Source organism: Mesorhizobium sp. M0029, from assembly GCF_040323735.1.
Taxonomy (GTDB): domain Bacteria; phylum Pseudomonadota; class Alphaproteobacteria; order Rhizobiales; family Rhizobiaceae; genus Mesorhizobium.
Map to the genome: position 1 here is coordinate 95597 of NZ_JAMYVF010000002.1, position 24658 is coordinate 120254.

General features: G+C 63.3%; 26 protein-coding genes and 1 pseudogene. 8 read left to right on the forward strand and 19 right to left on the reverse strand.

All coding sequences use genetic code 11. From position 1 onward, the window contains the following. Window positions 1-51 precede the first annotated feature (51 nt). The 4 genes from clpA to NKJ76_RS03605 form a co-directional block, all read right to left on the reverse strand. Window positions 52-2541: an ATP-dependent Clp protease ATP-binding subunit ClpA gene (clpA, locus tag NKJ76_RS03590; protein ID WP_023671013.1), complete on the reverse strand. Its 2490-nt coding sequence runs from the start codon at window positions 2539-2541 to the stop codon at window positions 52-54. A 6-nt stretch (window positions 2542-2547) separates the two neighbouring features. Then, the gene (gene clpS / locus NKJ76_RS03595) at window positions 2548-2874 is read right to left on the reverse strand and encodes an ATP-dependent Clp protease adapter ClpS (protein WP_023671012.1); all 327 of its coding nucleotides are present in this window, start codon (window positions 2872-2874) and stop codon (window positions 2548-2550) included. Between the two features lie 277 nt (window positions 2875-3151). Beyond that, window positions 3152-3481, reverse strand: a complete 330-nt coding sequence (locus NKJ76_RS03600) for a phasin family protein (RefSeq protein WP_023671011.1) — start codon at window positions 3479-3481, stop codon at window positions 3152-3154. After that, complete coding sequence (locus NKJ76_RS03605) at window positions 3478-3753, reverse strand: hypothetical protein (RefSeq protein WP_155927172.1); 276 nt, start codon at window positions 3751-3753, stop codon at window positions 3478-3480. Before NKJ76_RS03605 ends, NKJ76_RS03600 begins: the two co-directional genes overlap by 4 nt. A 68-nt stretch (window positions 3754-3821) precedes the next feature. On the opposite strand from NKJ76_RS03605, the gene NKJ76_RS03610 reads away from it, so the two are divergent. Beyond that, on the forward strand, window positions 3822-5216 hold the full coding sequence (locus NKJ76_RS03610) for an SPOR domain-containing protein (protein ID WP_373420149.1): 1395 nt from the start codon (window positions 3822-3824) through the stop codon (window positions 5214-5216). A 46-nt stretch (window positions 5217-5262) separates the two neighbouring features. Here NKJ76_RS03610 and NKJ76_RS03615 read toward each other — a convergent pair whose 3' ends face one another. From NKJ76_RS03615 to NKJ76_RS03630, 4 genes are all read right to left on the reverse strand, one after another. After that, a complete protein-coding gene (locus tag NKJ76_RS03615) occupies window positions 5263-5961 on the reverse strand; it encodes a DnaJ domain-containing protein (RefSeq protein ID WP_023700739.1) in 699 nt (232 codons plus the stop codon). Next, window positions 5961-6692, reverse strand: coding sequence for a hypothetical protein (locus tag NKJ76_RS03620; RefSeq protein WP_023832078.1), 732 nt, complete (start codon window positions 6690-6692; stop codon window positions 5961-5963). The genes NKJ76_RS03615 and NKJ76_RS03620 overlap by 1 nt, the downstream gene beginning before the upstream one ends. Before the next feature lie 103 nt (window positions 6693-6795). Next, window positions 6796-7233: a DUF1489 family protein gene (locus NKJ76_RS03625; protein WP_023752223.1), complete on the reverse strand. Its 438-nt coding sequence runs from the start codon at window positions 7231-7233 to the stop codon at window positions 6796-6798. A gap of 78 nt (window positions 7234-7311) precedes the next feature. Beyond that, a complete protein-coding gene (locus NKJ76_RS03630; RefSeq protein ID WP_023724370.1) occupies window positions 7312-8715 on the reverse strand; it encodes an L-serine ammonia-lyase in 1404 nt (467 codons plus the stop codon). 273 nt (window positions 8716-8988) lie between these two features. Here NKJ76_RS03630 and NKJ76_RS03635 point away from each other — a divergent pair, with 273 nt between their 5' ends. Continuing rightward, window positions 8989-9732, forward strand: a complete 744-nt coding sequence (locus NKJ76_RS03635; protein ID WP_352536988.1) for a DUF599 domain-containing protein — start codon at window positions 8989-8991, stop codon at window positions 9730-9732. On the opposite strand, the pseudogene NKJ76_RS03640 reads toward NKJ76_RS03635, so the two are convergent. The 7 genes and pseudogenes from NKJ76_RS03640 to NKJ76_RS03670 form a co-directional block, all read right to left on the reverse strand. Beyond that, window positions 9681-10480 (reverse strand): annotated as a pseudogene (locus NKJ76_RS03640) (YdcF family protein). The gene NKJ76_RS03635 and the pseudogene NKJ76_RS03640 sit on opposite strands and share 52 nt — an antisense overlap. Before the next feature lie 7 nt (window positions 10481-10487). Then, on the reverse strand, window positions 10488-11018 hold the full coding sequence (locus tag NKJ76_RS03645) for a hypothetical protein (protein WP_023693430.1): 531 nt from the start codon (window positions 11016-11018) through the stop codon (window positions 10488-10490). A 1-nt stretch (window position 11019) separates the two neighbouring features. Then, window positions 11020-12585, reverse strand: a complete 1566-nt coding sequence (locus NKJ76_RS03650) for an amidase (protein ID WP_023671001.1) — start codon at window positions 12583-12585, stop codon at window positions 11020-11022. Continuing rightward, on the reverse strand, window positions 12585-13040 hold the full coding sequence (locus NKJ76_RS03655; protein ID WP_023706217.1) for a GNAT family N-acetyltransferase: 456 nt from the start codon (window positions 13038-13040) through the stop codon (window positions 12585-12587). Before NKJ76_RS03655 ends, NKJ76_RS03650 begins: the two co-directional genes overlap by 1 nt. A gap of 7 nt (window positions 13041-13047) precedes the next feature. Continuing rightward, on the reverse strand, window positions 13048-13335 hold the full coding sequence (gene gatC / locus NKJ76_RS03660; RefSeq protein WP_352536784.1) for an Asp-tRNA(Asn)/Glu-tRNA(Gln) amidotransferase subunit GatC: 288 nt from the start codon (window positions 13333-13335) through the stop codon (window positions 13048-13050). Window positions 13336-13445: 110 nt separating this feature from the next. After that, entirely contained in the window at window positions 13446-13862 is a 417-nt protein-coding gene (locus NKJ76_RS03665) for a hypothetical protein (RefSeq protein WP_023670998.1), read from the reverse strand. A gap of 44 nt (window positions 13863-13906) precedes the next feature. Further along, window positions 13907-14614 carry a metal-dependent hydrolase gene (locus NKJ76_RS03670; RefSeq protein WP_352536785.1) on the reverse strand — a complete coding sequence of 236 codons (708 nt, stop codon included), beginning with the start codon at window positions 14612-14614 and terminating at the stop codon, window positions 13907-13909. A 182-nt stretch (window positions 14615-14796) separates the two neighbouring features. Between NKJ76_RS03670 and ruvX the strand changes: the two genes are divergently transcribed. Beyond that, window positions 14797-15303: a Holliday junction resolvase RuvX gene (gene ruvX / locus NKJ76_RS03675; RefSeq protein WP_023724364.1), complete on the forward strand. Its 507-nt coding sequence runs from the start codon at window positions 14797-14799 to the stop codon at window positions 15301-15303. Here the strand turns inward: ruvX and NKJ76_RS03680 are convergent. The 3 genes from NKJ76_RS03680 to NKJ76_RS03690 all read right to left on the reverse strand — a co-directional run bounded on the left by NKJ76_RS03680 (window position 15221) and on the right by NKJ76_RS03690 (window position 17902). Then, complete coding sequence (locus NKJ76_RS03680) at window positions 15221-15562, reverse strand: DUF6105 family protein (protein ID WP_023693426.1); 342 nt, start codon at window positions 15560-15562, stop codon at window positions 15221-15223. The two genes, ruvX and NKJ76_RS03680, sit on opposite strands and share 83 nt — an antisense overlap. Continuing rightward, on the reverse strand, window positions 15562-16149 hold the full coding sequence (locus NKJ76_RS03685) for a hypothetical protein (RefSeq protein ID WP_023724363.1): 588 nt from the start codon (window positions 16147-16149) through the stop codon (window positions 15562-15564). The genes NKJ76_RS03680 and NKJ76_RS03685 overlap by 1 nt, the downstream gene beginning before the upstream one ends. Before the next feature lie 124 nt (window positions 16150-16273). Further along, complete coding sequence (locus NKJ76_RS03690; RefSeq protein ID WP_023700749.1) at window positions 16274-17902, reverse strand: DNA alkylation response protein; 1629 nt, start codon at window positions 17900-17902, stop codon at window positions 16274-16276. Between the two features lie 197 nt (window positions 17903-18099). On the opposite strand from NKJ76_RS03690, the gene NKJ76_RS03695 reads away from it, so the two are divergent. From NKJ76_RS03695 to dprA, 4 genes are read left to right on the forward strand one after another with little or no spacing between them, the layout of a single operon-like run. Beyond that, window positions 18100-19062, forward strand: coding sequence for an aspartate carbamoyltransferase catalytic subunit (locus tag NKJ76_RS03695; RefSeq protein ID WP_352536786.1), 963 nt, complete (start codon window positions 18100-18102; stop codon window positions 19060-19062). Then, window positions 19059-20345: a dihydroorotase gene (locus NKJ76_RS03700; RefSeq protein ID WP_352536787.1), complete on the forward strand. Its 1287-nt coding sequence runs from the start codon at window positions 19059-19061 to the stop codon at window positions 20343-20345. Before NKJ76_RS03695 ends, NKJ76_RS03700 begins: the two co-directional genes overlap by 4 nt. Window positions 20346-20401: 56 nt before the next feature. After that, the gene (plsY, locus tag NKJ76_RS03705) at window positions 20402-21007 is read left to right on the forward strand and encodes a glycerol-3-phosphate 1-O-acyltransferase PlsY (protein ID WP_352536788.1); all 606 of its coding nucleotides are present in this window, start codon (window positions 20402-20404) and stop codon (window positions 21005-21007) included. After that, complete coding sequence (dprA, locus tag NKJ76_RS03710) at window positions 21004-22131, forward strand: DNA-processing protein DprA (RefSeq protein WP_023670989.1); 1128 nt, start codon at window positions 21004-21006, stop codon at window positions 22129-22131. Before plsY ends, dprA begins: the two co-directional genes overlap by 4 nt. Before the next feature lie 235 nt (window positions 22132-22366). On the opposite strand, the gene NKJ76_RS03715 is transcribed toward dprA, so the two are convergent. Beyond that, on the reverse strand, window positions 22367-23509 hold the full coding sequence (locus tag NKJ76_RS03715; RefSeq protein ID WP_023724360.1) for a hypothetical protein: 1143 nt from the start codon (window positions 23507-23509) through the stop codon (window positions 22367-22369). A gap of 257 nt (window positions 23510-23766) precedes the next feature. Here NKJ76_RS03715 and NKJ76_RS03720 point away from each other — a divergent pair, with 257 nt between their 5' ends. Then, the gene (locus NKJ76_RS03720; protein WP_023819935.1) at window positions 23767-24651 is read left to right on the forward strand and encodes a dihydrodipicolinate synthase family protein; all 885 of its coding nucleotides are present in this window, start codon (window positions 23767-23769) and stop codon (window positions 24649-24651) included. Window positions 24652-24658: the final 7 nt, after the last annotated feature.

Genomic DNA, 24658 nt, shown 5'->3' on the forward strand with positions numbered 1-24658 from the left:
AGCCAATGAAAAAGGGCCCGTCACCGGGCCCTTTTTTCATAGGCGAACTTTTTAGCTCTTGCGCGGCAGTTGCGGCACCAGGCTGCGCTTGCCGCCGTCCTTGCCCTTCGGCTCAGGCTCGTCCTTGCCCTTGGGCTGAGGCTTCTGCGCCACCGCCTTCTTGGCGACGGGCTTCTTGGCCACCGCCTTGCGGGCTTTCGGCGCCTCTTCCGGCTCCTGCTTCGGCTGCACCGGGGCTTCGTCGGCCAGTGATTCGAGCTTCAGGCCGGTTTCGCCGGTTTCCTTCTTCTCGACGGTGACGCGCACCGTGCCGCCCTTCTTGAGCTTGCCGAACAGCACCTCGTCGGCCAACGGCTTCTTGATGTGCTCCTGGATGACCCGGCCGAGCGGCCGCGCACCCATGCGCTCATCATAGCCCTTGTCGGCCAGCCAGGCGATCGCGTCGGACGACAGGTCGAAGGTGACGCCCCGCTCGGAGAGCTGGGCCTCGAGCTGCATGACGAACTTCTGCACCACCTGATGGATGACCGGCACCGGCAGCGAACCGAACGGGATGATCGCATCGAGACGGTTGCGGAACTCCGGCGTGAACAACCGGTTGATGGCCTCGACATCGTCGCCTTCGCGCTTGGTCGATCCGAAACCGATCGCCGCGCGCTGCGCATCGGATGCGCCCGCATTGGTGGTCATGATAAGGATGACATTGCGGAAGTCGATCTGCTTGCCGTTATGGTCGGTCAGCTTGCCGTGGTCCATGACCTGCAACAGGATGTTGAACAGGTCCGGATGCGCCTTCTCGACTTCATCCAGCAAGAGCACGCAGTGCGGATGCTGGTCGACCCCGTCGGTAAGCAGACCGCCCTGGTCGAAGCCGACATAGCCGGGAGGCGCGCCGATCAACCGCGAGACGGTGTGGCGTTCCATATATTCCGACATGTCGAAGCGGATCAGCTCGACGCCGAGCGAGGCAGCCAACTGCTTGGCGACTTCGGTCTTGCCGACGCCGGTCGGGCCTGAGAACAGGTAGGAGCCGATCGGCTTTTCCGGTTCGCGCAGGCCGGCACGTGCCAGCTTGATCGCCGAGGTCAGCGCGGTGATGGCGGTGTCCTGGCCATAGACGACGCGCTTCAGCTCGATGTCGAGGCCTTGCAGCACCTTCTCGTCGTCTGCCGAAACCGTCTTCGGCGGGATGCGGGCCATCGTGGCGATCGTGGCTTCGATCTCCTTGATGCCGATCGTCTTTTTGCGCTTGGCTTCCGGCACCAGCATCTGCGAGGCGCCCGTCTCGTCGATCACGTCGATCGCCTTGTCCGGCAGCTTGCGGTCGTTGATGTAGCGGGCCGACAGTTCCACCGAAGCCTTGATCGCCTCGTTGGTGAACTTCACCTTGTGGAATTCCTCATAATAGGGCTTGAGGCCCTTCATGATCTCGATGGCGTCCTCGATGGTCGGCTCGTTGACGTCGATCTTCTGGAAGCGCCGCACCAGAGCGCGGTCCTTCTCGAAGAACTGGCGGAACTCCTTGTAAGTGGTCGAGCCGATGCAGCGGATGGCACCCGAAGACAGCGCCGGCTTCAACAGGTTCGACGCATCCATCGCGCCGCCGGACGTCGCACCGGCGCCGATGACGGTGTGGATCTCGTCGATGAACAGCACGGCGCCGGGATAATCCTCTAGCTCCTTGACAACCTGCTTCAGCCGCTCTTCGAAATCGCCACGGTAGCGGGTGCCGGCCAGAAGCGTGCCCATGTCGAGCGCGAAAATGGTGGCGTCCTGCAGCACTTCGGGCACGTCGCCTTCGACGATGCGCTTGGCCAGACCTTCGGCAATCGCCGTCTTGCCGACGCCGGGATCGCCGACATAGAGCGGGTTGTTCTTGGAGCGGCGGCACAGCACCTGGATGGTGCGGTTGATTTCGCTCTCGCGGCCGATCAGCGGATCGATCTTGCCGGCCTTGGCCTTGTTGTTGAGGTTGACGCAATAAGCCGTCAGCGCATCCTGCTGCTGCTTCTTCTTGCCGCCTTCCTCCTGCGGCTCGGCGCCGTTCTGGCCGCCCTGCTCGTCATCGGCGCCGCGCGGCGAGCGCGTCTCCGATGCGCCGGGGCGCTTGGCGATGCCGTGCGAGATGTAGTTGACCGCGTCGTAGCGGGTCATCTGCTGTTCCTGCAGGAAATAAGCGGCATGGCTCTCGCGCTCGGCAAAGATGGCGACGAGCACGTTGGCGCCGGATACTTCCTCGCGGCCCGACGACTGCACATGGATCACCGCGCGCTGGATGACGCGCTGGAAGCCGGCGGTCGGCTTGGAATCCTCATCGTAGCCGGTGACGAGATTATCGAGCTCGGTGTCGATATAGGTCAGAACGGTGTGCTTCAGCTCGTCGAGATCGACGTTGCAGGCGCGCATGACGGCGGCCGCCTCCGTGTCGTCGATGAGGGCGAGCAGCAGATGTTCTAGGGTTGCATATTCATGGTGCCGCTCATTGGCGAGCGTCAGCGCCTGGTGAAGCGCCTTTTCCAGGCCTTGGGAGAAAGCCGGCATGTTACCTCACTTCTTCTCCATCACGCATTGCAGCGGATGCTGATTCTGTCGGGCGAAATCCATGACCTGAGACACTTTGGTCTCGGCCACCTCGAATGTATAGACCCCGCACTCTCCCACCCCATGATTGTGAACATGAAGCATGATGCGTGTGGCGGCTTCGCGGTCCTTTTGAAAAAAACGCTCCAGGACGTGAACCACGAACTCCATGGGCGTGTAGTCGTCGTTGAGGATGAGGACCCTGTAAAGGCTGGGCTTCTTGGTCTTGGTCTTGGTGCGCGTAATGACGGCTGTGCCGCGACCGGCCTCATTGCCGTCGCCGTCACTTTGCATCCGCACCACGCTTGTCGTGGCAGTCAAACCTGAAGTCACGTAATCCTGCCTCTTTCGAATCCCCATGGCGAGTTCGATATGTAGGTGTTCGATGGACGATTTTAAGCCCTTCTTGTTAGCTGACAATATGGCTAGGTGGGCAAACCGAGGCGATTTTCAAAATCGTGAACCGCCAAAGCCCCGGAATTGAAACCGGCATGAAAAAACCCGGCCGCGCATCCGCGACCGGGTCTGTTTTGCAAGCCCGAAAGGCCGTGCCTGGTATTCTCGAGCGAAATTACTTCGCCTTGGCGACAATCGATTCGAAGGGCTTGTAAGCCTCCTTGGCGAGATCGGCATAGAGATCGCCGAACTTGGTCGCCTCGGCAACGAAGCTCTCATAGCTCTGCTTGGCGAAGTCGGACTGGATCTCGACCGCCTTTTCCAGCGACTTGGCGGAGAACAGCTTTTCGACCGCGGCGCTGCCGGCTTCGAAGCTCTTCTTGGTGTATTCGCCAGCTTCAGTGGCGATCGCCTGCGCGCCCTTGGAGAGCGAGGTGAAGCTCTTCAATCCGGTATCGGCAAACTCCTTGCCGTATTTCGAGAAGTCCTCGTAGGTCTGGGTCATTTGACGTTTCCCTTGGCGTTTTGAAGCGCCCTTGCCTGAGCGCGGTTGTGCAATGCACGAGAATATATTGTGCGCTGCACAAAAGTCAAGATTTCAGCGGCATCAGGCCGCGCTGCGCCGGCAACAGCTAAAATTCGAATAAAGAAAGGCTCAAGCCCGAGGAAAATGGTGAACGCGCCGGTTACCATAAACGGATTGGTAACGCTGGCCGCGATAGTTTGACGACAAGTGAGGTCGGATCCCTTTGCCGCCTCCATGGCAATGAGTTTCAAAGGAACTATCAGTGCGTCAGGCGTTGTCGGTCTTCGGTTCAAAATCCGCATCTTCCCTCAAAACGATCATGATCCTCGCTTTGGCGATGTCATTTGTCGTTGCGGATGCCGCGTCCTCGATGGCCGCCAGGTCTTCGGCGATCGTCGTCGACGCCAAGACCGGCAAGGTGCTTTATTCGTCCGATGCCAACGGCCGGCGCTACCCGGCGTCGCTGACCAAGATGATGACGCTCTATCTGACCTTCGAGGCCATGGCGAAGGGCCGGATCAGCAGGAACACGCCCGTGCCGTTCTCGGCCAAAGCGGCGGCCGAACCGCCGACCAAGCTCGGCGTCAAGGCGGGCGGAGCGGTTTCGGTCGAGACCGCCATCCTGTCGATGGTGACCAAGTCGGCCAATGATTCGGCGACCGCGCTCGGCGAACTGCTCGGCGGCAGCGAAAGCAATTTCGCCCGCATGATGACCGCCAAGGCGCGCGCGCTCGGCATGGACGGCACCGTGTTTCGCAATGCCAACGGCCTGCCCGATCCAGGCCAGTTCACAACCGCCCACGACATGGCGATGCTTGGCATAGCGCTCAGGGAACATTATCCGCAGTATTACGGCTATTTCTCGCAGCGCTCCTTCCTTTACGGCCGCCAGCGCATCAATGGCCACAACCGTCTGCTCGGCCGCATCAAGGGCGTCGACGGCATTAAGACCGGCTATACCCGCGCCTCCGGCTTCAACCTCGTCTCGTCGGTTTCGGATGGCAACCGCCGCCTCGTCGCCGTCGTCATGGGCGGCACTTCGGGGCGCAGCCGCGACAACCAGATGGCCGGCCTGATCAACGCCTACATGCCGCGCGCATCGACCCGCGGCGGCGGCGCCCTGGTCGCCAAGGCCGGCGGCGACAATCCGGTCAAGGCGCTGGCCAAGGTCTTCCTGCCCAAGCATGACGCGCCGACGCCGGATGGCAAGCCGATCGTTGAAGACGATGCCGTAGCGTCCAATGACGATCCGACATCCGCTGACGAGCAGTCTGCTGAAGGCCAGTCTGCCGACGAACAGACGGTGGCCGCGGTCGAAGAGCCCGCCCCCGTCGTCAAGACCAGGAAGGTCAAGACCGTCATCGTGACGGCGCCGAAGGTCGAAACTGCGCAGATTGTGGCTGCCTATGCCGAACCCACGCCTGTATCCCCACAGGCGGTCGACCCGGTCAACACGGCCTCCGTGCCGGCTGGTTGGGCGGTGCAGGTGGCGTCGTCGCCCAAGCAGTCCGAAGCCCAGGCTTTCCTCGACAAGACCGCCAAGCTGGCGCCCAAAGTTCTTGGGGCTGCTTCCGGTTTCACCGTCGCCTTCGAAAAAGATGGCGAGACCTATTACCGCGCCCGGTTCGGCGGCTTCCGCTCGAAGGACGCGGCCTGGAATGCCTGCAATGCCCTGAAGAAAAAGAAAATCGCCTGCTACGCCGTCCAACAGTAGGGCGGCGTCGGAACCATCTCCCGGAAATTTACTGCGTCGAAGGAGACTAGTTGTGATTGGAGAGCAAGACGTCCTTGGCTTCGTTGATCCGCGCCGCCAGGAAAGACGTGCCGCCGATGTCGGGGTGCAGGCGCTGCATCAGGCGGCGGTGCGCCTTGCGGACATCCGCCGCGGCGGCCCCCGCTTCAAGACCAAGGATCTTGTAGGCCTCCTCCTTAGTCATGGCGCCCGCACCTGGCGCAACACCCAGCCCTTCGCCACCGTTCGCCTCAGCGTCTTTGCGCCAGACGGGAAAACGGCCGTCAAGATACGTCTCTAGGAGCTGGCGGCTCTCCGGGTCGCCGGGGAGTTCGCGGTAAAGCTGCTGCAGCTCGGCCAGGCCCATCGCGCCCAGCATCTTGCCTTCATGGCGGCCGGCCAGAACCAGGCCTTCAAGCCCGCCCGTATCGTGATCAAGCTCCATTTCCAGTGCGGCGGTCCGCACCGTCGAGCGCTTGCCGGGCGCCGGCCCGACCGACGGCCGCTTCATTCGCATCGAACCGTACCAGGCAAGGGCCGCGGCCAGAATGAGGCCGGCAATGCCTTCGCGCCCGACCACCAGCACGGCGAGCCCGACCAGCGCCAGAAGCACCGGCCCGAGCGTGCGCATGCCGCTTGCCAGTTTTTGCGCATCGGCGCGGACAAAGATCGTCGCCGCGCCGAGCAGCACCAGAAACAGTGCAACAAGTGCAATGATAGCGCCCATCAATTCCCGCCGCCCCTGAGATGCTCGATCAGCAGCCGGTCTCCCGGCCTGTCCCTTGCCTCGAGCGCCTTCAATCCGCCGGTCGCATAGACGGCAACCGCCGAAAGCAGCCCGGCCAAGGTCGCGGCAGCCCGCCGATCAAATCGGAACCAAGCCCCTTTGGACAGCCGCGCAATCTCCTTGAACGCCCTTTCTGCGCCGGAATCATGACCTTCCTGGAAGACGAAGACGGGAACGCCGTGCAGGCCGAGGCTGCCGGCCTTCTGCGCCAGGTCGTCGATATCCTCTTCCATGGCGTCGCCGATATAAACCAGAGCGTTGACCTTGGCCGCCGCCGTTTCCTTTAGCGCATGCGCCAGCACCTTGCCGATCTGGGTGTGGCCGGCACGGCAGTCGATCCGCGTCATCAGCTGCTTCAGGGCATCAGTATCGGCGACAAAAGCCGACGAGCGGCACTCGCCCAACCCGCGAAAATAGGCCAGTTGGACGCTGAGAGTTCCGGCCTTGCCGACGGCGTCGAACATTTCGCCCTGCAGCTTGGTGGCGAGATCCCAGGTCGGCTGGCGGCTCATCGTGGCGTCGAGCGCAAGGATCAGCCGCCCGGAGCCGGTCGCGGACGCGGCAAGCGTCCGGGCCTGACGGATGAAGGCGTCGATCTCGCCGGCATTGGATTGAGGCTTGACCGGCGCAGGACTGGCCCTTGCGGGCACGCGCTGCTTCTTGTCGCTCATAAGAAGCAAGATGTGGCGTTGTCGGGCCCCTTGCAAGTCCAGCCTTGGACAAGATGAAGGGCCAGCGCTCGACGCTCTGGGAGAAGCGGCCGCGCCCTTGGCTCTACAGCAAGCCCAGATCGGCGAGCTCGCGCTTCAGTTTCGGCGGCATCTCGACCATTCCGGCCTTGCCCTTGCCGATATCGGCGGGCGCATCCGAAGGTCTGAGATAACGCCAGCCCTGGAAGGCGCGGCGCGGCTGCCAGTCGGTGCGCACGACGTCGAGGTCGAGCATCAGGCGGCAACGGCCGATGCCTTCATCGTCCGTGAAGGGCCTGATATCAGTGATCAGCTGGCGGCATTGCACGCTGCCCTTGATCACCCAATAAAGCGAACCGCCATCGGTGACCTCGGCGCCGCGCGTAGGCACCATGCGGGTGGTGTGCCAGTGCTCGGCGGGTTCGCCGGCGCGGCGGCGCTCATCGAGGCGGAAGGCGATCCATTCTTCGAGGTCCTCGACGCTGTCGCAACCGACGCACAGTTTTAGGAGATTGAGTGCCATCGCTTAAGGTTTAGTCCGGCGCGCGATTGCGTCAACGGCCCTGCCCGACTTCTCCACAGTGCCAGTGGCGTTGCACGGTCAGCATTCCACGACATTGACGGCGAGCCCACCAAGGCTGGTTTCCTTGTACTTCTCGTTCATGTCGAGGCCCGTCTGGCGCATTGTTTCGATCGCGGCGTCGAGCGGCACGAAATGGACGCCGTCGCCTTTGATCGCCAGAGAGGCGGCGGTGACCGCCTTGACGGCGCCGAGCGCGTTGCGCTCGATGCAAGGCACTTGGACCAGACCGCCGACCGGATCGCAAGTCATGCCGAGATGATGTTCGAGCGCGATTTCGGCGGCGTTCTCGACCTGCTCGGGCGTGCCGCCCATCACGGCGCAGAGACCCGCGGCAGCCATCGCCGAGGCCGAACCGACCTCGCCCTGGCAGCCGACCTCGGCGCCGGAGATCGAGGCATTGGTCTTGATGATGCCGCCGACGGCGGCCGCCGTGAGCAGGAAGTCGCGGATGCTCGGCTGGTCGGCCTCGGGGTGGAAATGCAGCCAGTAACGCAGCACAGCCGGCAATGTGCCGGCCGCGCCATTGGTCGGCGCGGTGACGACGCGTCCACCGGCGGCGTTCTCTTCGTTCACCGCCATGGCGTAGATCGACAGCCAGTCATTGGCCAGCAAAGGGTTGGGCTTGTTCTGCTGCCATTGCTCCTGCAGCTTGTCGTGCAGCATGCGGGCACGACGGCGCACTTTCAGCCCGCCCGGCATGATGCCGTCCTGCGACAGGCCGCGGTCGATGCAGCCCTTCATAGCGCCCCAGATCGCATCGAGGCCGCTGTCGAGCTCCTCGCGCGACATATGCGTCTCTTCATTGATGCGCTTCATGTCGGCGATAGACAGGCCGCTTTTGCCTGCCATCTTCAGCATCTCGACGGCATTCTTGAAGGGATAGGGCACCTTCTTGCCTTCTGTGGTCACCGAGCCCTTCACCTTTATCCGCTGCAGCTCTTCCTCGGACACCACGAAGCCGCCGCCGATGGAATAATAGATGCGCTTGAGCAGCAGCCGGTCGCCGGCATCGTAAGCGTAGAAGGCCATGCCGTTGGCGTGGCCGGTGAGCGACGTCTTGCGGTCGAGCACCAGATCCGTCGCCGGATCGAAGCGGTAGGAGGGATGGCCGCGGGGCGATATCCGCTTCTCGGCTGCGATGCGCGTGGCGATGCCCTCGACCTGATCGGGATCGACCGTCTGCGGTGTCAGGCCAGCAAGGCCGAGGACAACGGCGCGATCCGAGCCATGGCCGATACCGGTATAGGCGAGCGAGCCGTGCAGGCTGGCGCCAATGCGATCGACCTTGACGCCGGCCGGGCGCGGCCAGTCATCTCCGGCGATCTCGTCGAGAAACCGCCGCGCCGCCGTCATCGGTCCCATCGTGTGCGAACTCGACGGTCCGATGCCGATCTTGAACAGGTCGAAAACCGAAAGAAACACGCTGCGCCGTCTCCGGAAATGAGATCAAGGCCTACATATAGGACTTTCCATGATGTTTGTGCTGTTTTGCGGATTGCGGCGCTGCACCTGCCGACCTTGTTTGCTCCGGCAGCGACATCACCGGCTTAAAGCGCGTCGCGCTGAAAACGGATTCATGCGACGCGCTTTAAGTTCTTGTTTTAATGCATGTCGTTGTCCCAGAACCGAAGCTCACTTCTGGGCGACATGCTTTGGAGCATCGAACTGACCGCTTTGCCTGTGGTAAAAGGGGGCATGGGCGATTCCTTCCACCTGTCGACGGCCGATCTGGCGGCGCTGGCTTTCTTCCTGCTCGCCTGGTTGCTGCATACGCTGGCGTCCGACGGCAGACTGGTCAGCCGGGTGTCGTTGACGATGGCCATGAACGTGCAGCGCGAGGCCTGGATGCGCACCATGGCCGAGCGCGAAATCCGCATCGTCGACACCGCCATCATGAGCGGCCTGCAGCAAGGCACCGCCTTTTTCGCCTCCAGTTCGCTGATTGCGCCCGGTGGCTGTTTCGCGCTGCTTGGCGCCTCGGATCAGGTCCTTGCCGTGCTGAACGACCTGCCGTTGAACGCGACCTCATCGCGCTCCGCCTTCCAGATCAAGGTCTTTGGCCTGGTGCTGATCCTGGCCTTCGCCTTCTTCAAGTTCGGCTGGGCCTACCGTCTCTTCAACTACTGCACGATCCTGATCGGCGCGGTGCCGATCCCCTATGGCGAGGCGTCACGCAACCCGGTCAGCGAAACGGCGGTGTGGCGCGCGGCGCGCATGAACATGCTGGCCGGCAAGCACTTCAATTCAGGGCTGCGCGCGGTGTTCTTCTCGATCGGCTATCTCGGCTGGTTCGTCGACCCGATCGTGTTCGTGCTGTCGACGCTGCTGCTTCTGGCGGTGCTGGTGCGGCGCCAGTTCTTTTCAGCGGCGCGACAAGCGGTGATCGGTCAGCCGCCCGGGCCGGGGAAAAGCTGGTCGATCCGGCCCGATAGCCAATAGGCGGCGAGCCCGATCCATTCGCGGATCGCCATGGTCGTGGTCTGCAGCGAATCGGGTGCGTTGTCGCGAAACAGGCCGAAGCCTTCCTTGCCCGAGGTGCGATAGTCGACCGGCCACGGGACCGTGTGAAAGCCGGCCTTGTCGAACAGCGCCTTGGCGCGCGGCATGTGGAAGGCGGAGGTCACCAGCAGCCAGGTTTCGCCCGATTTCGGCGTTACCAGTTCCTTGGTGAAGACGGCATTCTCATAGGTGTTGCGGGATTTGCTCTCGAGCATCAGGCGATCGGCGTCGACGCCAAGCGCACCGAGCAGCCGCGGCGCGGTGGCCGCATCCCCCTCGCCATCGATGAACAGTTCACCGGTGCCGCCCGAGATAACCACTTTCGCCTCGGGAAAGCGCCGGGCAAGGAAATCGCCGCCTCCACCATGCGGTCGCCGCCGGAATTCAGCTCATAGCCGCCGCGCGCCAAGTTGATGGCGCCCTCGAAGCCGCCGCCGAGCACGACAATGCCGTCGACCTTCCGCGGCAGCGGCGGCTTTGGGAAGCGCTCTTCGAGCGGATTGAGCATCATGGCGCCAAGCGAGGTCCAGGCCGACAGCGCCAGAATCAGGAAGGCGAACACACTGCCCGTCGCCGCCAATCGCCGGCGGCCGATCAGCGCCGCGAGCAAGCCGGCAAGCAGCAGGAAGATCGCCAGGTTGAGTGGTTGGACGAAGAACCAGAATACCTTGGAGAGATAGAAGAACATTGCCTGCCTATCTCCAGCTCAAATTGTGACGGCCGGTGAAGTGCTCGACCGCACTCGCTACCGCTTCCGCTTCGAGGCGGCTTAACTCCCTGCCGAAAACAAGGACGCCGTTCGCGTTGGTTAAGCTGATGACTTCCGACAGTCCCACTTCGTCCGTGGGATAGGTATGGTCGAGGATTTCGACCCTAAGATGCCCTTTCAAAGGCAGTGACCACCGATTTCGCAAGGAACCCCTCACCGAGCGCACGGCTGCGGTGTCGGTCAGCCGCAGGGTTTCCCTGCCGAACACCCGCCAGATGAAATCCTTGCCCAGGAAATAGGTGAAGAGGGCAATGACCGCCACGAAGGACAGCAGGCCGAGCGTGCCGCTGGTGAGCGTTGCGGACGACATATCCGTCAATCCCATGTAGCCGGTGTAGGCGACAATCGCGGCCCCGATCAGGACAAAGACTGTCCTGAAATCCGAGGTGCGTGGCGGGTTCGCGATCAGCAGTTCGTTTCCCGTCTCGACGATGGAAATGCGAGACGGAGGCGGCATGCTACCACCACTTCTCCGGCTGGAAGGTTCCCGCCGCCTGCTCGATGACGGCGGCTGTCTGGAACAGGGTTTCCTCGTCGAAGGGACGGCCAATCAGCTGCAGGCCGAGCGGCAGGCCCTTGGCATCGAGGCCGGCAGGCACAGCAATGCCCGGCAGTCCGGCCATGTTCACGGTCACCGTGAAAATGTCGTTGAGGTACATTTTCACCGGATCGGCGGCCATGTCCTCGTCAGCGATGCCGAAGGCGGCCGACGGCGTCGCCGGCGTCAGGATGACGTCGACGCCGTCGGCAAAAACCGTCTCGAAGTCGCGCTTGATCAAATTGCGCACCTTCTGCGCCTGCAGATAGTAGGCATCGTAATAGCCTGCCGACAGTACATAGGTGCCGATCATGATGCGACGCTTGACCTCTCGACCGAACCCGGCGGCTCGGGTCTTTTCGTACATGTCGACAATGTCCTGGCCCGGCACGCGCAGGCCATAGCGGACGCCGTCATAGCGCGCCAGATTGGACGATGCTTCGGCAGGCGCTACGATATAATAAGCCGGCAAAGCATATTTGGTGTGCGGCAGCGAAATGTCGACGATCTCGGCGCCGGCATCCCTGAGCCAGGCAATGCCCTTCTGCCACAGCGCCTCGATCTCTTCCGGCATGCCGTCGACGCGGTATTCCCGGGGAATGCCGACCTTCATGCCCCTGATCGGTTTGCCGATCGCCGCCTCGTAATCCGGCACCGGCCGGTCGACGGAAGTGGTGTCCTTGGCGTCGACCGAGGCCATGGACTTCAGCATGATCGCGGCATCGCGCACGTCCCGGGCGATCGGGCCGGCCTGATCGAGCGACGAAGCGAAGGCGACGATGCCCCAGCGCGAGCAGCGGCCATAGGTCGGCTTGATGCCGACGGTGCCGGTGAAGGCGGCTGGCTGGCGGATCGAGCCGCCGGTGTCGGTGGCGGTGGCGCCGGCGCACAGGAAAGCCGAGACGGCGGAAGCCGAGCCCCCCGACGAGCCCCCCGGCACCAGTTGGGCATTGTCCAGCGTGCGCGCGGTCTTGGTGCCGCCGGCCGAAACGAAACCGCCATCGCCCTGATGCGTGGTCGGCATCACCACCGTGTCGAGGCGCGAACGCCGCCATGGATTGACGACAGGGCCGTAATAGGAGGTCTCGTTGGACGAGCCCATGGCGAACTCGTCCATGTTAAGCTTGCCCAGCATGACGGCGCCGTCTGCCCACAGATTGGCGGTGACGGTCGATTCGTAGCGCGGCTTGAAGCCGTCCAGCACATGGCTGCAGGCCTGGGTGTGGATACCTTCGGTGCCGAACAGGTCCTTGATGCCGAGCGGGATGCCTTCCAGCGCACCGCCATGGCCCTTGGCGAGCCTGGCGTCGGAAGCTTTGGCCATATCGCGCGCCTTGTCGCCGGTGACGACGATGTAGGCATTGAGCACCGGATTGGCGCGCTCGATGGCACCGAGATAGGCCTCGGTGATTTCGACGGCCGAAATCTCCTTGGCGCGCAGCTTGGCGCGCGCCTGCGAAATCGTCAGATGGGTCAGTTCGCTCATCAAAGGCTCTTTTCGTAAAACACCGACCACTCGGAATCGGGATAATCCAGCACCGGCCCGCAGCGCGAGAAGCCGGCGCGTTCGTAGACGGTCCAGGCGGCGGGATGGCGGTCGCCGGTTTCAAGCACCAGGCGCTTCAGCCCTTCGCTGCGCGCCAGCGTTTCGACATGCTCGACGATCTTGGCGCCGATCTTCCTGCCGCGATGCGAGGGCCGCGTGTACATGCGCTTGACCTCACCGACGCGGGCGTCATGGCGCTTCAGCGCGCCGCAACCGATGGCTTGCCCGTCGTCGCGGGCGATGAACACGGTGGTGTCGTCGCCAGCCATCTGCTCGACCGTCAGATGGTAGCAATGCTCCGGCGGCGTCAGTTCGAGCAGCGTCGCGTTGAGCTCCTCGACCAAAGCGCGGACATCGTCCTGCAGCGGCGTTTCGATGGCGATCTCGATTGCCATCGGCCAGCTACTCCACGACCTTCGGCACGAGGAAGAAATTCTCGTCAGTGGCCGGCGCGTTGGCGACGATATCGGCAGCCTTCTTGCCGTCGGTGACGATGTCTTGGCGCTTCTTCATCTCCATCGGCGTCACCGATGTCATCGGTTCGACGCCGGAGACATCGACCTCGTTCAGCTGCTCGACAAAGCCCAGAATGGCGTTCAGCTCGCCGGTCATGCGCTCGGCATCCTCCTCGCTCACCGCAATGCGGGCGAGACGCGCGACGCGCTTCACAGTTTGCAGATCAACGGACATGTCTTTAGCCTTTGGGAAAACCAGATGGCGCTATAGCGGCGTGGCGCGTGCCGCGCAACATCGATCGTGCTTGGGGATAGAGCCCGTTCATGCCAGGGCGGCATTTCAGCCTAGGGCAGCGATACACCCTCGCACAGATAATAGCTGCCGCCATTGCCGGCCTGCTCGCCTTCGTCGGCGGTCGGGCGCACCGAGACGATGTCGATTTGGGTCGCGTTCATCTGCGTAATCGACAGTATATCGGGAAAGAGAAAGCCCGGCTCCTGGCAGATGGCAGTGACCGCCCAGCTCGGCGAGCGCGTCGCCTTGGTGACCTGGACGAACTCGCAATTATACTCGACGCTTTGCAGGCCGTCCGCCGACAAGATGACATTGCCGGTGTCAATCAGCGTCTGCAGCGTGTCCTTTTTGGCTTGCGCGCAAAGCTCCTGGGTCTGGAGGTAAACGCCCTTGATGAAGTCCTCGGCGGCGGATGCGGGCGACGCAGCGACCAGCATCGAAACGCAAAGAGTCTCTCTCAAACCCATGGTTTAATTCCCCTTTGCGACAAGGGATCGTTTCAACGATCGCTCTATAGTGTGATCGTTTGGCCGATCGCTGGCAAGGCTACGTCGACACCTGACCCTTCGAGGCCGGCCACGAACTTCTCCGCCGTCGCGTCGATGATCCGGAAGGTGCCGAAATGGCAGGGAACGACCGTGTCGAAGTGGAAGAAGCGCCGGCAGGCCAGGGCCGCCACCGCGCCGCCCATGGTGAAGCGGTCGCCGACCGGCACGAGGCCGATCTTCGGCTCATGCAGTTCCTCGATCAGCGCCATATCGGAGAAGATGTCGGTGTCGCCCATATGGTAGAGCGTCTTGTCCTCCGGGAAATGCAGGACCAGCCCGTTGGGATTGCCGAGGTAGACGTTCTGGCCGCCATCGAGTCCAAACGACGAGGAATGCAGTGCCTGCACGAAGGTGGTGGTGAAGGCACCGCAATCGACGGTGCCGCCATGATTGCCGGGATTGATCTTCTTGCCGTCGACGCCCTTGCCGACCAGGTACATGCAGATCTCGTAATTGGCGACCAGCTGGGCGCCGCTCTTCTTCAGCACCTCCACCGCGCCACTGACATGGTCACTGTGGCCGTGGGTCAAAAGCACATGGGTGACGCCTTCCGCCGGCCCCTCCCAGCCGCTCGTCCATGATGGGTTGCCGACGAGATAGGGGTCGATCAGGATGGTCGCGCCTGATGTCTCGACGCGGAAGGCGGAATGTCCGTACCAGGTCAATTTCATCGATCGTGTTCCTCGATTTTGGTTGCGCCGGAAGATAGAACGCCGGCAGCAAAATTAAAGTGACATAGTGTGCTCGCGGTTCAAAAGAACGTGTCGCGCTCTTTGTGACGGCAAGTCTGGGTCACGGTAAGTCTGGGTCACGGTTAAGACTGGGTCACGGTAAAACTGGTTGGGGAAAGCCGTTGGGCATCATAGCAATCGAGGATCTGCCGGCACGGCTGGAGGGCGGCAGGACGCTGGCCGGACTCGACCTCGGCGACAAGACGATCGGTGTCGCCGTTTCCGACCGCGGCCTGTCCTTTGCCCATCCGCGCCCTGTCATCCTACGTAAAAAGTTTTCGCTGGATGCGGCAGCGCTGCTCGCCCAGCTGCAGAAGGATAATGTCGGCGCGTTTGTACTCGGCCTTCCTATCAACATGGACGGCTCGGAAGGTCCCCGCGCCCAGAAGTCGCGCGCCTTCGTGCGCAACATGGCAGGCATAACCGACCTGCCCTTCGTGCTGTGGGACGAGCGGCTGTCGACGGTGGCGGCGGAGCGGACGCTGATCGAGATGGATTTCTCGCGCCGAAAGCGCGCCGGCAAGATCGATTCGGCGGCTGCGGCCTTTATTCTGCAGGGAGTTCTGGACCGGCTCCAGTCGCTTGACCCACGCGATCGGACGGAACCGGATTCCCCGCCTGCCGCCTGACCCAGGCCGTGATGTTGCGGCGGCGGCGAAACGCCCACAATGCCATCAGCAGGAAGCCGTCAAAGACGCAGGCCCTTGCCACCATGCCGGGAATGATCGCCGGATCGATGCCCAGCATCTGCCCGTAGAGCTGGAACACGAAATCATGCAGCTGCCGGCTGAGCATGACGTAGCCGAAATTGATGTCGTTGAGCGACAGGAAGAACCAGCCCCAGAACAGAGCGAGTGGCGCGGCCCACAATGCGAACAGCGTGCGCATCAGTGACCGTCCCTGCGGCTGGAGCCGCCTCTGGGACCGCTGGGACCAATGTCCGGACGGCCGGAAATGCGCGACAGCAAGGAGCCGTGCGCGGCACCCTTGGCCATGGCATGGGCGGTGGCGCGACTCTCTGCCTCCCGCGAAACCATGACGGCGAAGACCGACCTCCGCTCGGCCAGCATGGCGACATAGGAGGCCAGAAGTGCCGCCAATTGCACGGCGACAACCAAAAACAGGCCGTTGATGCCTCGCGCCGCGCCGCCGACCAGGATGAGCGACAACACCGCGGATGCCGAAATGAAGGCGGTCCGCGCCACACTGTCGGCTCCGTCCGGGCTCGCTGCGGCGTTAACCAGGCTCTCGACGAAGACCCAGCAAAACAGCACCGCCACGACCAGCAAGGCGATGGCCAGCGGCGCCACGACGGCAGCATTGTCGAGATCGGCCAGACGAGTGTTTTCCACGACGACGCCGAGCACGCCCAGAGCGCCCGCAACGCCGCGGTTTCCATCGACACAGATGAACGCCAGCAGGGCGAAAACCAGCGCCCAGTGCAAGGCCAGAAAGGACGTCAAAATGTGCCGCATGGCATTCCTGCTTTGGTGACAAAGACAGTGGGGTCTGCGGCCTGCGGCTGCAACGGAAACCATTCGTTAAGGTTAACGGCTGTCCACAGGCAGGCAAATTCGTTCACGGACTGGCGGAAGGCCCTCAATTCACCGGCGGATAGAGCGTGTCGATGATCATGCGCGCATCGTGGCGCGAATCGAGCATGCCATAGGTGTTGCGCCACTGGCCGGCGAGCCGCGTCTCGACGAAGGCGTCCGCAATCCGCCCTGCCCCCAGCCGGCGCAATTCCGCAGCTGCCGCCGACAGCGCCAGCTGTTCGGTCAGCAGGCGGGCCGACCCCTCATCGGTGCCGGCGACCTGCATGGCCGCCTTGAGCACGCCAATGGTTCCGCGTCCGCCGGCGCCGAGATCGCGGTCGATGCCGGCCAGCACCTCCTCGAACAGGCCGGGCGCGCGGCCGAGCACGCGCAGCACGTCGAGCGCCATGACATTGCCTGAGCCCTCCCAGATCGCATTGACCGGGGCTTCGCGGTAGTAGCGGGCGAGCGGCGCTTCCTCGACATAGCCATTGCCGCCGAGGCACTCCATCGCCTCATAGAGCAGTGGCGGCGCGATCTTGCAGACCCAGTATTTGACCACCGGGGTCATGGCGCGGGCAAAAGCAGCCTCGCCGCGGTCGCCGGCAGCCTCGTCGAAGGAGCGCGCCAGTCGGAACGAGAGTGCCGTGGCGGCGGCGACATCGAGCGCCATGTCCGCCAGCACGCGCTGCATCAGCGGCTGTTCGATCAGCGTCGAGCCGGCCACCTGGCGGTGACGGGCGTGATGCACGGCCTCAGCCAGCCCCGCTCGCATGATTGCCGACGAGGCGACGGCGCAGTCGAGCCGGGTCAGCGTGACCATGTCCATGATCGTCTTTATGCCGGCGCCGGGCTCGCCGACCATCTCGCCGATGGCGTTGACGAACTCTACCTCCGATGAGGCGTTGGAGCGGTTGCCGAGCTTGTCCTTCAGCCGCTGAAAGCGGAAGCCGTTGCCGGAACCGTCGCCGAGGATGCGCGGGACGAGAAAACAGGAAAGCCCTTCCGGCGCCTGTCCAAGCACGAGAAAAGCGTCCGACATCGGCGCCGACATGAACCATTTGTGGCCGGTGAGGCGATAAAAGCCGCTGCCGGCGCGTTCGGCCCGTGTGGTGTTGGCGCGCACGTCGGTGCCGCCCTGCTTTTCGGTCATGCCCATGCCGAGCGTCAGCCCGGTCTTGTCGACCGGCGGCTTCTGACTCTGGTCGTATTTGCGCGTCGTCACGCGCGGCGCCCATTCGCGAAACAGCTTTGGGCTGGCCATCAGGGCGGCCAGCGAAGCGCTGGTCATGGTGATGGGGCAGAGATGCCCGGTCTCGAGTTCGGCGGTCAGGTAGAAACGCGCGGCGCGCACCTGATGGCGACGGCCGATCTCGCTATCGCCGTTTTCCCAGATCGAGGAATGCAGGCCGCCGGCAACCGAGCGGCGCATCAGCGCATGATAGGCCGGATGGAATTCGACGAGGTCGATGCGCCGGCCCTGACGGTCATGCGTGCGGAGCTTCGGCGTCTCGACATTGGCGAGGCGCGCCAGCTCCTGCGCCTCCTGCGTCAGGACGAACCGGCCAAGCCCGTCGAGGTCCTTGCGCACCGGATCGGAAAAACGCTCGGCAAGCTGGATCAGCAACGGATCGCCCCGCCAGGCGTTGCCGCCCGTCAGCGGCGGCGGCTGGTTGGTCACGTCGTCGGTCACGCCCAATCCTTCTGAAAGTAGAAGGGCCTTCTAACGCTAGAAAGGCACTTATCATCACAAGGCTTCGAATCCGAAGCAATCGGCTAGATATAGCCCAAGGCAGGCGTCGCGCGCGACGAAAATACCGGGGAGAAAGGCCGCAATGCCAAGCTGACGCTTGCGGCAAGGAATTCTCCCCCCTATAGCAGCGCCTTGAGATGACCGACGCTTCGTCCCTGCCGCTTTATCCTCACCGCCATCTTCTGGGCATCCGCGATCTTTCCCCCGGTGATATCGAGCTTCTGCTCGACCGGGCCGATCGTGCCGTCGCCATTTCGCGGCAGTCCGAAAAGAAGACCTCGACGCTGCGCGGCCGCACCCAGATCAACCTCTTCTACGAAGCCTCGACGCGCACGCAGTCGTCGTTCGAACTGGCCGGGAAACGGCTCGGCGCCGACGTCATGAACATGTCGGTGGCGAGCTCTTCGGTGAAGAAGGGCGAGACGCTGATCGACACGGCGATGACGCTGAACGCCATGCGCCCCGACATCCTGATCATCCGCCACCAGTCTGCGGGTGCCGCCGCCCTTTTGGCGCAGAAGGTCGGCTGCTCGGTGGTCAATGCCGGCGACGGCGCGCATGAACACCCATCGCAGGCGCTGCTCGACGCGCTGACTATCCGCCGCGCCAAGGGGCCGCTGTCGAAACTGATCGTAGCGATCTGCGGCGACATCCTGCATTCTCGCGTGGCGCGTTCCAACATCATGCTGTTGAACGCGCTTGGTGCGCAGGTGCGTGTGGTGGCGCCGTCGACCCTGCTGCCGTCCGGCATCGAGAAAATGGGCGTCATCGTCTCGCGCTCGATGGCCGAGGGCCTCAAGGGCGCCGACGTGGTGATGATGCTGCGCTTGCAGCGTGAGCGGATGGAAGGCGCCTTCGTGCCTTCGGTGCGCGAATATTTTCGCTATTTCGGCCTCGATGCCGAAAAGCTGAAGGCCGCCAAGGACGGCGCGCTGGTGATGCATCCCGGTCCGATGAACCGCGGCGTCGAGATTGCGTCCGAAATCGCCGACGGTCCCCAAAGCGTCATCCAGGAACAGGTCGAGATGGGTGTCGCCGTGCGCATGGCGGTGATGGAAGCGCTGCTCGACCCGCGCCGCAACGAGGGCCGGGTGGCATGAGCACGACGGTCTTTGAGCGCGCCCGCATCGTCGACCCGTCACGCGGCATCGACGAGGTCGGCACCGTCATCGTCGAAGGGAAAAAGATCGTTGCCGCCGGCAAGGCTGCCCTGAACCAGGGCCTGCCGGCGGGAGCCACCGTGGTCGACTGCGCCGGCAAGGCGATCATTCCCGGCCTGATCGACGCGCGCGTCTTCATCGGCGAACCGGGCGGCGAACATCGCGAGACCATCGCTTCGGCAAGCGTTGCGGCGGCGGCCGGCGGCGTCACCTCCGTCGTTATGATGCCCGACACCGACCCGGTGATCGACAATGTCGCGCTGGTCGAATTCGTGCTGCGCACCGCCCGGGACACGGCAAGCGTCAACATCTTTCCGGCGGCGGCGATCACCAAAGGCCTCGCCGGTCGCGAGATGACCGAATTCGGCCTGTTGCGCGAGGCCGGTGCGGTCGCCTTCACCGATGGGCGGCACACAATATCCAGCGCACTGGTGATGCGCCGGGCGCTGACCTATGCCCGCGATTTCGGCGGCGTCATCGCACATGAGACACAGGATGGCGACCTCGCTTCGGCGGGCGTGATGAATGAAGGCCTGTATGCCAGCTGGCTCGGCCTTGCCGGCATTCCGCGCGAGGCCGAGTCCATCCCGCTGGAGCGCGACCTGGCGCTGGCACGGCTGACGCGCGGCGCCTACCACGCGGCCAAGATCTCGACGGCGATGGCAGCGCAAGCGATGAGGCGCGCGAAAGCCGACAAGGCCAATGTCACGGCGGGCGTGGCGATCCACAATCTGTCGCTGAACGAGAACGATGTCGGGGAATACCGCACCTTCTTCCGGCTGACGCCGCCTTTGCGCGCCGAGGAAGACCGGCTGGCCATGATCGAGGCGGTCAAGGACGGCACGATCGACATCATCGTCTCCTCGCACGACCCGCAGGATGTCGACACCAAGCGCCTTCCCTTCGCCGATGCAGCTGCCGGCGCGATCGGGTTGGAGACGCTGCTTGGAGCAGCGCTTCGGCTCTACCACAATGGCGACGTGCCGCTACTTCGGCTGGTCGAAACACTGTCCACCGCACCAGCAAGGCTGTTCGGCCTGCCGGGCGGCACGCTGAAGCCGGGAGCGCCGGCCGATCTTGCGCTGATCGACCTTGAAGAACCCTGGATCGTGAGTGAAAGCGGCATCCGCTCGCGCTCGAAAAACACCTGCTTCGAAGGTGCGCGGCTGCAAGGCATGGTCTTGCAAACGCTGGTGGCGGGCCGCACAGTGTTTTCGAGCTAGAGCGATCGCGCCACGTCGCAGACCGATATGTTGCTGGGGAAATGCGGGGGCAAACAATGAGTTATAACGTTATCCTGGCATTGCTGTTCGGCTATCTCCTCGGCTCGATTCCCTTCGGCCTCTTGATCACCCGCGCGGCCGGCCTCGGCGATGTGCGCAAAATCGGCTCCGGCAATATCGGCGCCACCAACGTTCTGCGCACCGGCAACAAGGGCCTCGCCGCCGCGACGCTGGTGCTCGACGCGTTGAAGGGTACGGCGGCGGTGATGATCGCGCGCCATTTTGGACACGACTACGGACTGTGGGCCGGCCTTGGACTCTGGGCGGGCCTTGGCGCCTTCCTTGGCCATCTGTTTCCGGTCTGGCTCGGTTTCAAGGGCGGCAAGGGCGTGGCGACCTATCTCGGCGTGCTGATCGCGCTCGGCTGGCATATGGCGCTGATTTTTATCGTCGTCTGGCTGGCGATGGCTTTTCTGTTTCGCTATTCCTCGCTGGCAGCGCTGACGGCGGCGGTCATCGTGCCGATCGCGCTTTATTTCTGGAGCACACCTGAGACCGCCGGGCTGTTCCTGGTGATGAGCCTGATCGTCATCTTCAAACATCGCGCCAACATTTCGCGCCTTCTTGCCGGCACCGAAGGCAAGATCGGAGCCAAGGGTTGAGCAAGCCCGCCGCCGGGCCGCGCCTCAGCGACCGGCAGCGGCTGAGCTGGCTGCGGCTGATCCGCACACAAAATGTCGGCCCGGCCTCGTTTCGCGAATTGATCAACCGCTTTGGTTCGGCGGAGGCGGCGTTGGAGATGCTGCCCGAGCTGATGATTTCGGGCGGAGCCAAAAGGATCATGCGCATTCCTTCCGTGGAGGAAGCCGAAGCGGAACTCGACGCAGCCAGTGAAAACGGCGCCCGCTTCGTCGGCATCGGCGAGGCCGACTACCCGCCGATGCTGAAAAACATGGACAATCCGCCGCCACTGATTGCCGTGAAGGGCGAGGCAGCCGTCTTTCGCCTGCCGGCGGTGGCCATCGTCGGCGCCCGCAACGCGTCGCTCGCCGGCATCAAGATGGCGCGCATGCTGGCGGCGGATCTTGGCCGCGACGGCTACGTCATCGTTTCCGGCCTGGCGCGCGGCATCGACACGGCCGCACACCAAGGCAGTCTTTCCACTGGCACAGTCGGCGTGCTGGCCGGTGGGCTCGATGTCCCCTACCCGCCCGAAAATATTGGCTTGTGCGACGACATTGCCGAGCGTGGCGGCGCCGTCATTTCGGAAATGCCGTTCGGCTGGCAGCCGCGGGCGCAGGATTTTCCGCGCCGCAACCGGCTTGTCGCGGGCGCCGCCCTCGGACTGGTGGTGATCGAAGCTGCGCAACGCTCCGGCTCGCTGATCAGCGCGCGCCTGGCCGGCGAGATGGGCCGGCTGGTCTTTGCCGTACCGGGTTCGCCGCTCGATCCGCGCTGCGCCGGCTCCAACGGGCTACTCAAGGATGGCGCCACCCTGGTCACCGAGGCGGCCGACGTTTCCGGTGCGATCGCACCCTTGGCGGGCACGCGAACGCGAAGCATTGCGCCGCCAGAAAAGGCACCCGATTTTTCGGCAACACCCCCGCCCGGTGAGGACGAACGCAGCGGCGTGCTCGAGGCGCTGGGCCCAACGCCGGTGGGCGTGGACGAGATCATCCGCCACACCGGCCTCAACGCCGCGCAAGTCTCCATGGTGCTGCTGGAACTCGACCTTGCCGGCCGCATCGAGCGCCATGCCGGCGGCAATGTCTCACTGGTTTCGTGACGTTCCAGCCGATCCCGCCGCACGTCGGCCGCAACTCACGCGTCGAGGGTTACGCCGGCGGCGCCAACCTCGGCATAGTCGCCAACGCCGGTACAGATGCCACCGTAGGGTATTTTCCAGGCGGCTCTCGGAAAAGCACTCCGCCATTCCAGGGCTCTCCGTTGCACTGACGATCACGCTCGCAATGGCATATTCGACAGCTGACGAAAACCGGGCTCGACAGTCTGCGCATCAGTCAGCGGAACAGATACTTCGATACCTCCGGATTGCCACGGCGCCACATCACATTGTCCAGAAAATAATGGTGCACATTGATGAAGATGAGCACGATGAAGAAGAACAGCGATGACCCCAGCACTTCCCTGTCATACGGGATCAAGGCCGTCAGCGCGGATGGGATCAGCCAGAAGCCGAGATAGCCAAGGGCCGTGCCGCCGACGATGAAGCCGAGGAGCCGAAACCTGTAGAGGGGGCCGAGAAAGGACAGGATTTTCGGCTGCGGATCGCCTTCGGCATCGGAACTGTCGCGCTCGACGTTCGTCTGGTAGCGCCAGACCACGGCTAGGTATTGCAGCGAGTGGAGCGCGGGCACGATCAACAGCCAAAGCGGGTTTACGCGCGCAATCAGGATCCAGAGATAGAGCGACGCGACATAGGCCACCAAGCCGTTATAGGGCAGACCGCCGCCGTTCTTTCGCCAGCGATTGGCCAACATCAAAAGCGTGGCCGCCGTCGACGCAACGGCCGCCAACAGGGCAATGTCGGTGATCCAGGAAGGGGCCGCGAATGTGTAATAGTCCAGGCCATAATATTTGCCCTGGGTGACCGCCGTATTCGTCTGCAGCCACGCCAGGATCCACACGGCATAGGAGTTGACCAGCAGCACCTTCTTGTCGCGGTCGTCGAAGAATTTGCGCTTCAGCACCGCATCCACCATCAGCATGCCGTAGCCCTGCTTGACGTAGTGCCAACCGACAAAAAAGAACATGGCGTTGGTGGCATAGCCGAGCAGGCGCGTGTTCGCCGCCGCGGCGCCATAGGCAAAGAACCCGGCCATGACCAGGGGCACGACAATGCCCGCGAAGATGTAGCGGAGCTGCAGGCTCCTGTCGTAGCCGTCGCCCGTCACCTTGCGCCCGAAATTGCGGTAGAAGAGTTGGTAGGAGTGGGCGAAGTGGGGATAGTTCACGAGATAGGCTACGAAGACCATCGTTGCGGCCACCGGACCTTCATATTCGAGCGGAACGAGAAACAGCACCGGCAGGATGAGAAAGGCGCTGCCGCCCAGCATGAGGAAATCGGCGAGCGGGCCGAAGAGGTATTTTTGAGCGGTCGCCGTCTGAGGGGCCACAGCATCCGCCGAAAGCTGAAGTGTCATGTCAGAACCTCCCCTGGGAAAGGCTGAGTTTAGCCATCGACTGGGATGGGGACAAGGTTGGAGCTGCCGCTCGGCGCCCGAACACTAGGCCATCTTGTTGTTTCGCCAATGGTCTCGATCCGCCATGGCTTGAACCCGTGAACCTCTCGATAAAAAAGGTGGGGGCCCTCCGCTGTTAAAAAAGCGCACCACCCCAATTTACGACTAACATGTTAGTGTGCTAGCACAGCATACATACCTGCTTCGGAGACCTTCCGGTGACATCACGCTTTGGCCTTTCGGCCGCTCTCGCCACGCCTTTCGATGCCCGCGGGCAGATCGCCACGGCCCCCATGATCGCTCAGGCCGAAAGTTGCCTGGCGCAGGGTTGCGGCAGCGTGACGCTTTTCGGCACCACAGGGGAAGGCGCATCGGTGGGCACGACGGAGCGGCGGTCGGTGACCGAAGCCATGCTGGCTGCTGGAATCCTGCCGCATCAACTCGTTGCCGGCGTGCTGGTCGACGCCGCCGAAGACGCCGCCGAACAGGCACAGCATGCCTTGCAGCGCGGCGCCCGAAACATTCTGCTGGCCCCGCCAAGCTACTTCAAGAATGTCGGCGACGACGGCCTTTTCGGCTGGTTTTCCGCCGTCTTTGCCGCGCTCGGCCCCCTCGCCCGTGACGTGCTGCTCTACAACATCCCTTCGGTTACCATGGTGCAGCTTTCGCTTGGCCTGATCGGCCGGTTGCGCACTGCTTTTCCCGACGTGGTCGCCGGAGTGAAGGATTCCGGTGGAAATTGGAGCTACAGCGAGGCGCTGCTTGCCGCCCATGGCGATCTGGTGATCCTGATCGGCGATGAAAGGCATCTGGCGCGTGCGGTGCGAATGGGTGCTCAAGGCGCAATCTCGGGCATGGCCAATTTCGTCCCGGGCGAAATCCGCGCCATGGCCGAGGACGGGCGCGACGATCCTCGCGTCGAGAGTTTTGTGCTCGAATTGCTCAAACATCCGGTCACCCCGGCGGTAAAGGTGATGGTGGCGCGCAAGACCGGCGACGAGCGCTGGCTGGCGGTCCGTCCGCCGCTGGAGCCGATCGCGTTGCAAGGGCAGCAGCAGCTTGCCGCAGCCTATGACAGCTTGTTTGCCAGGGAACCGGCCTGACCGGCAA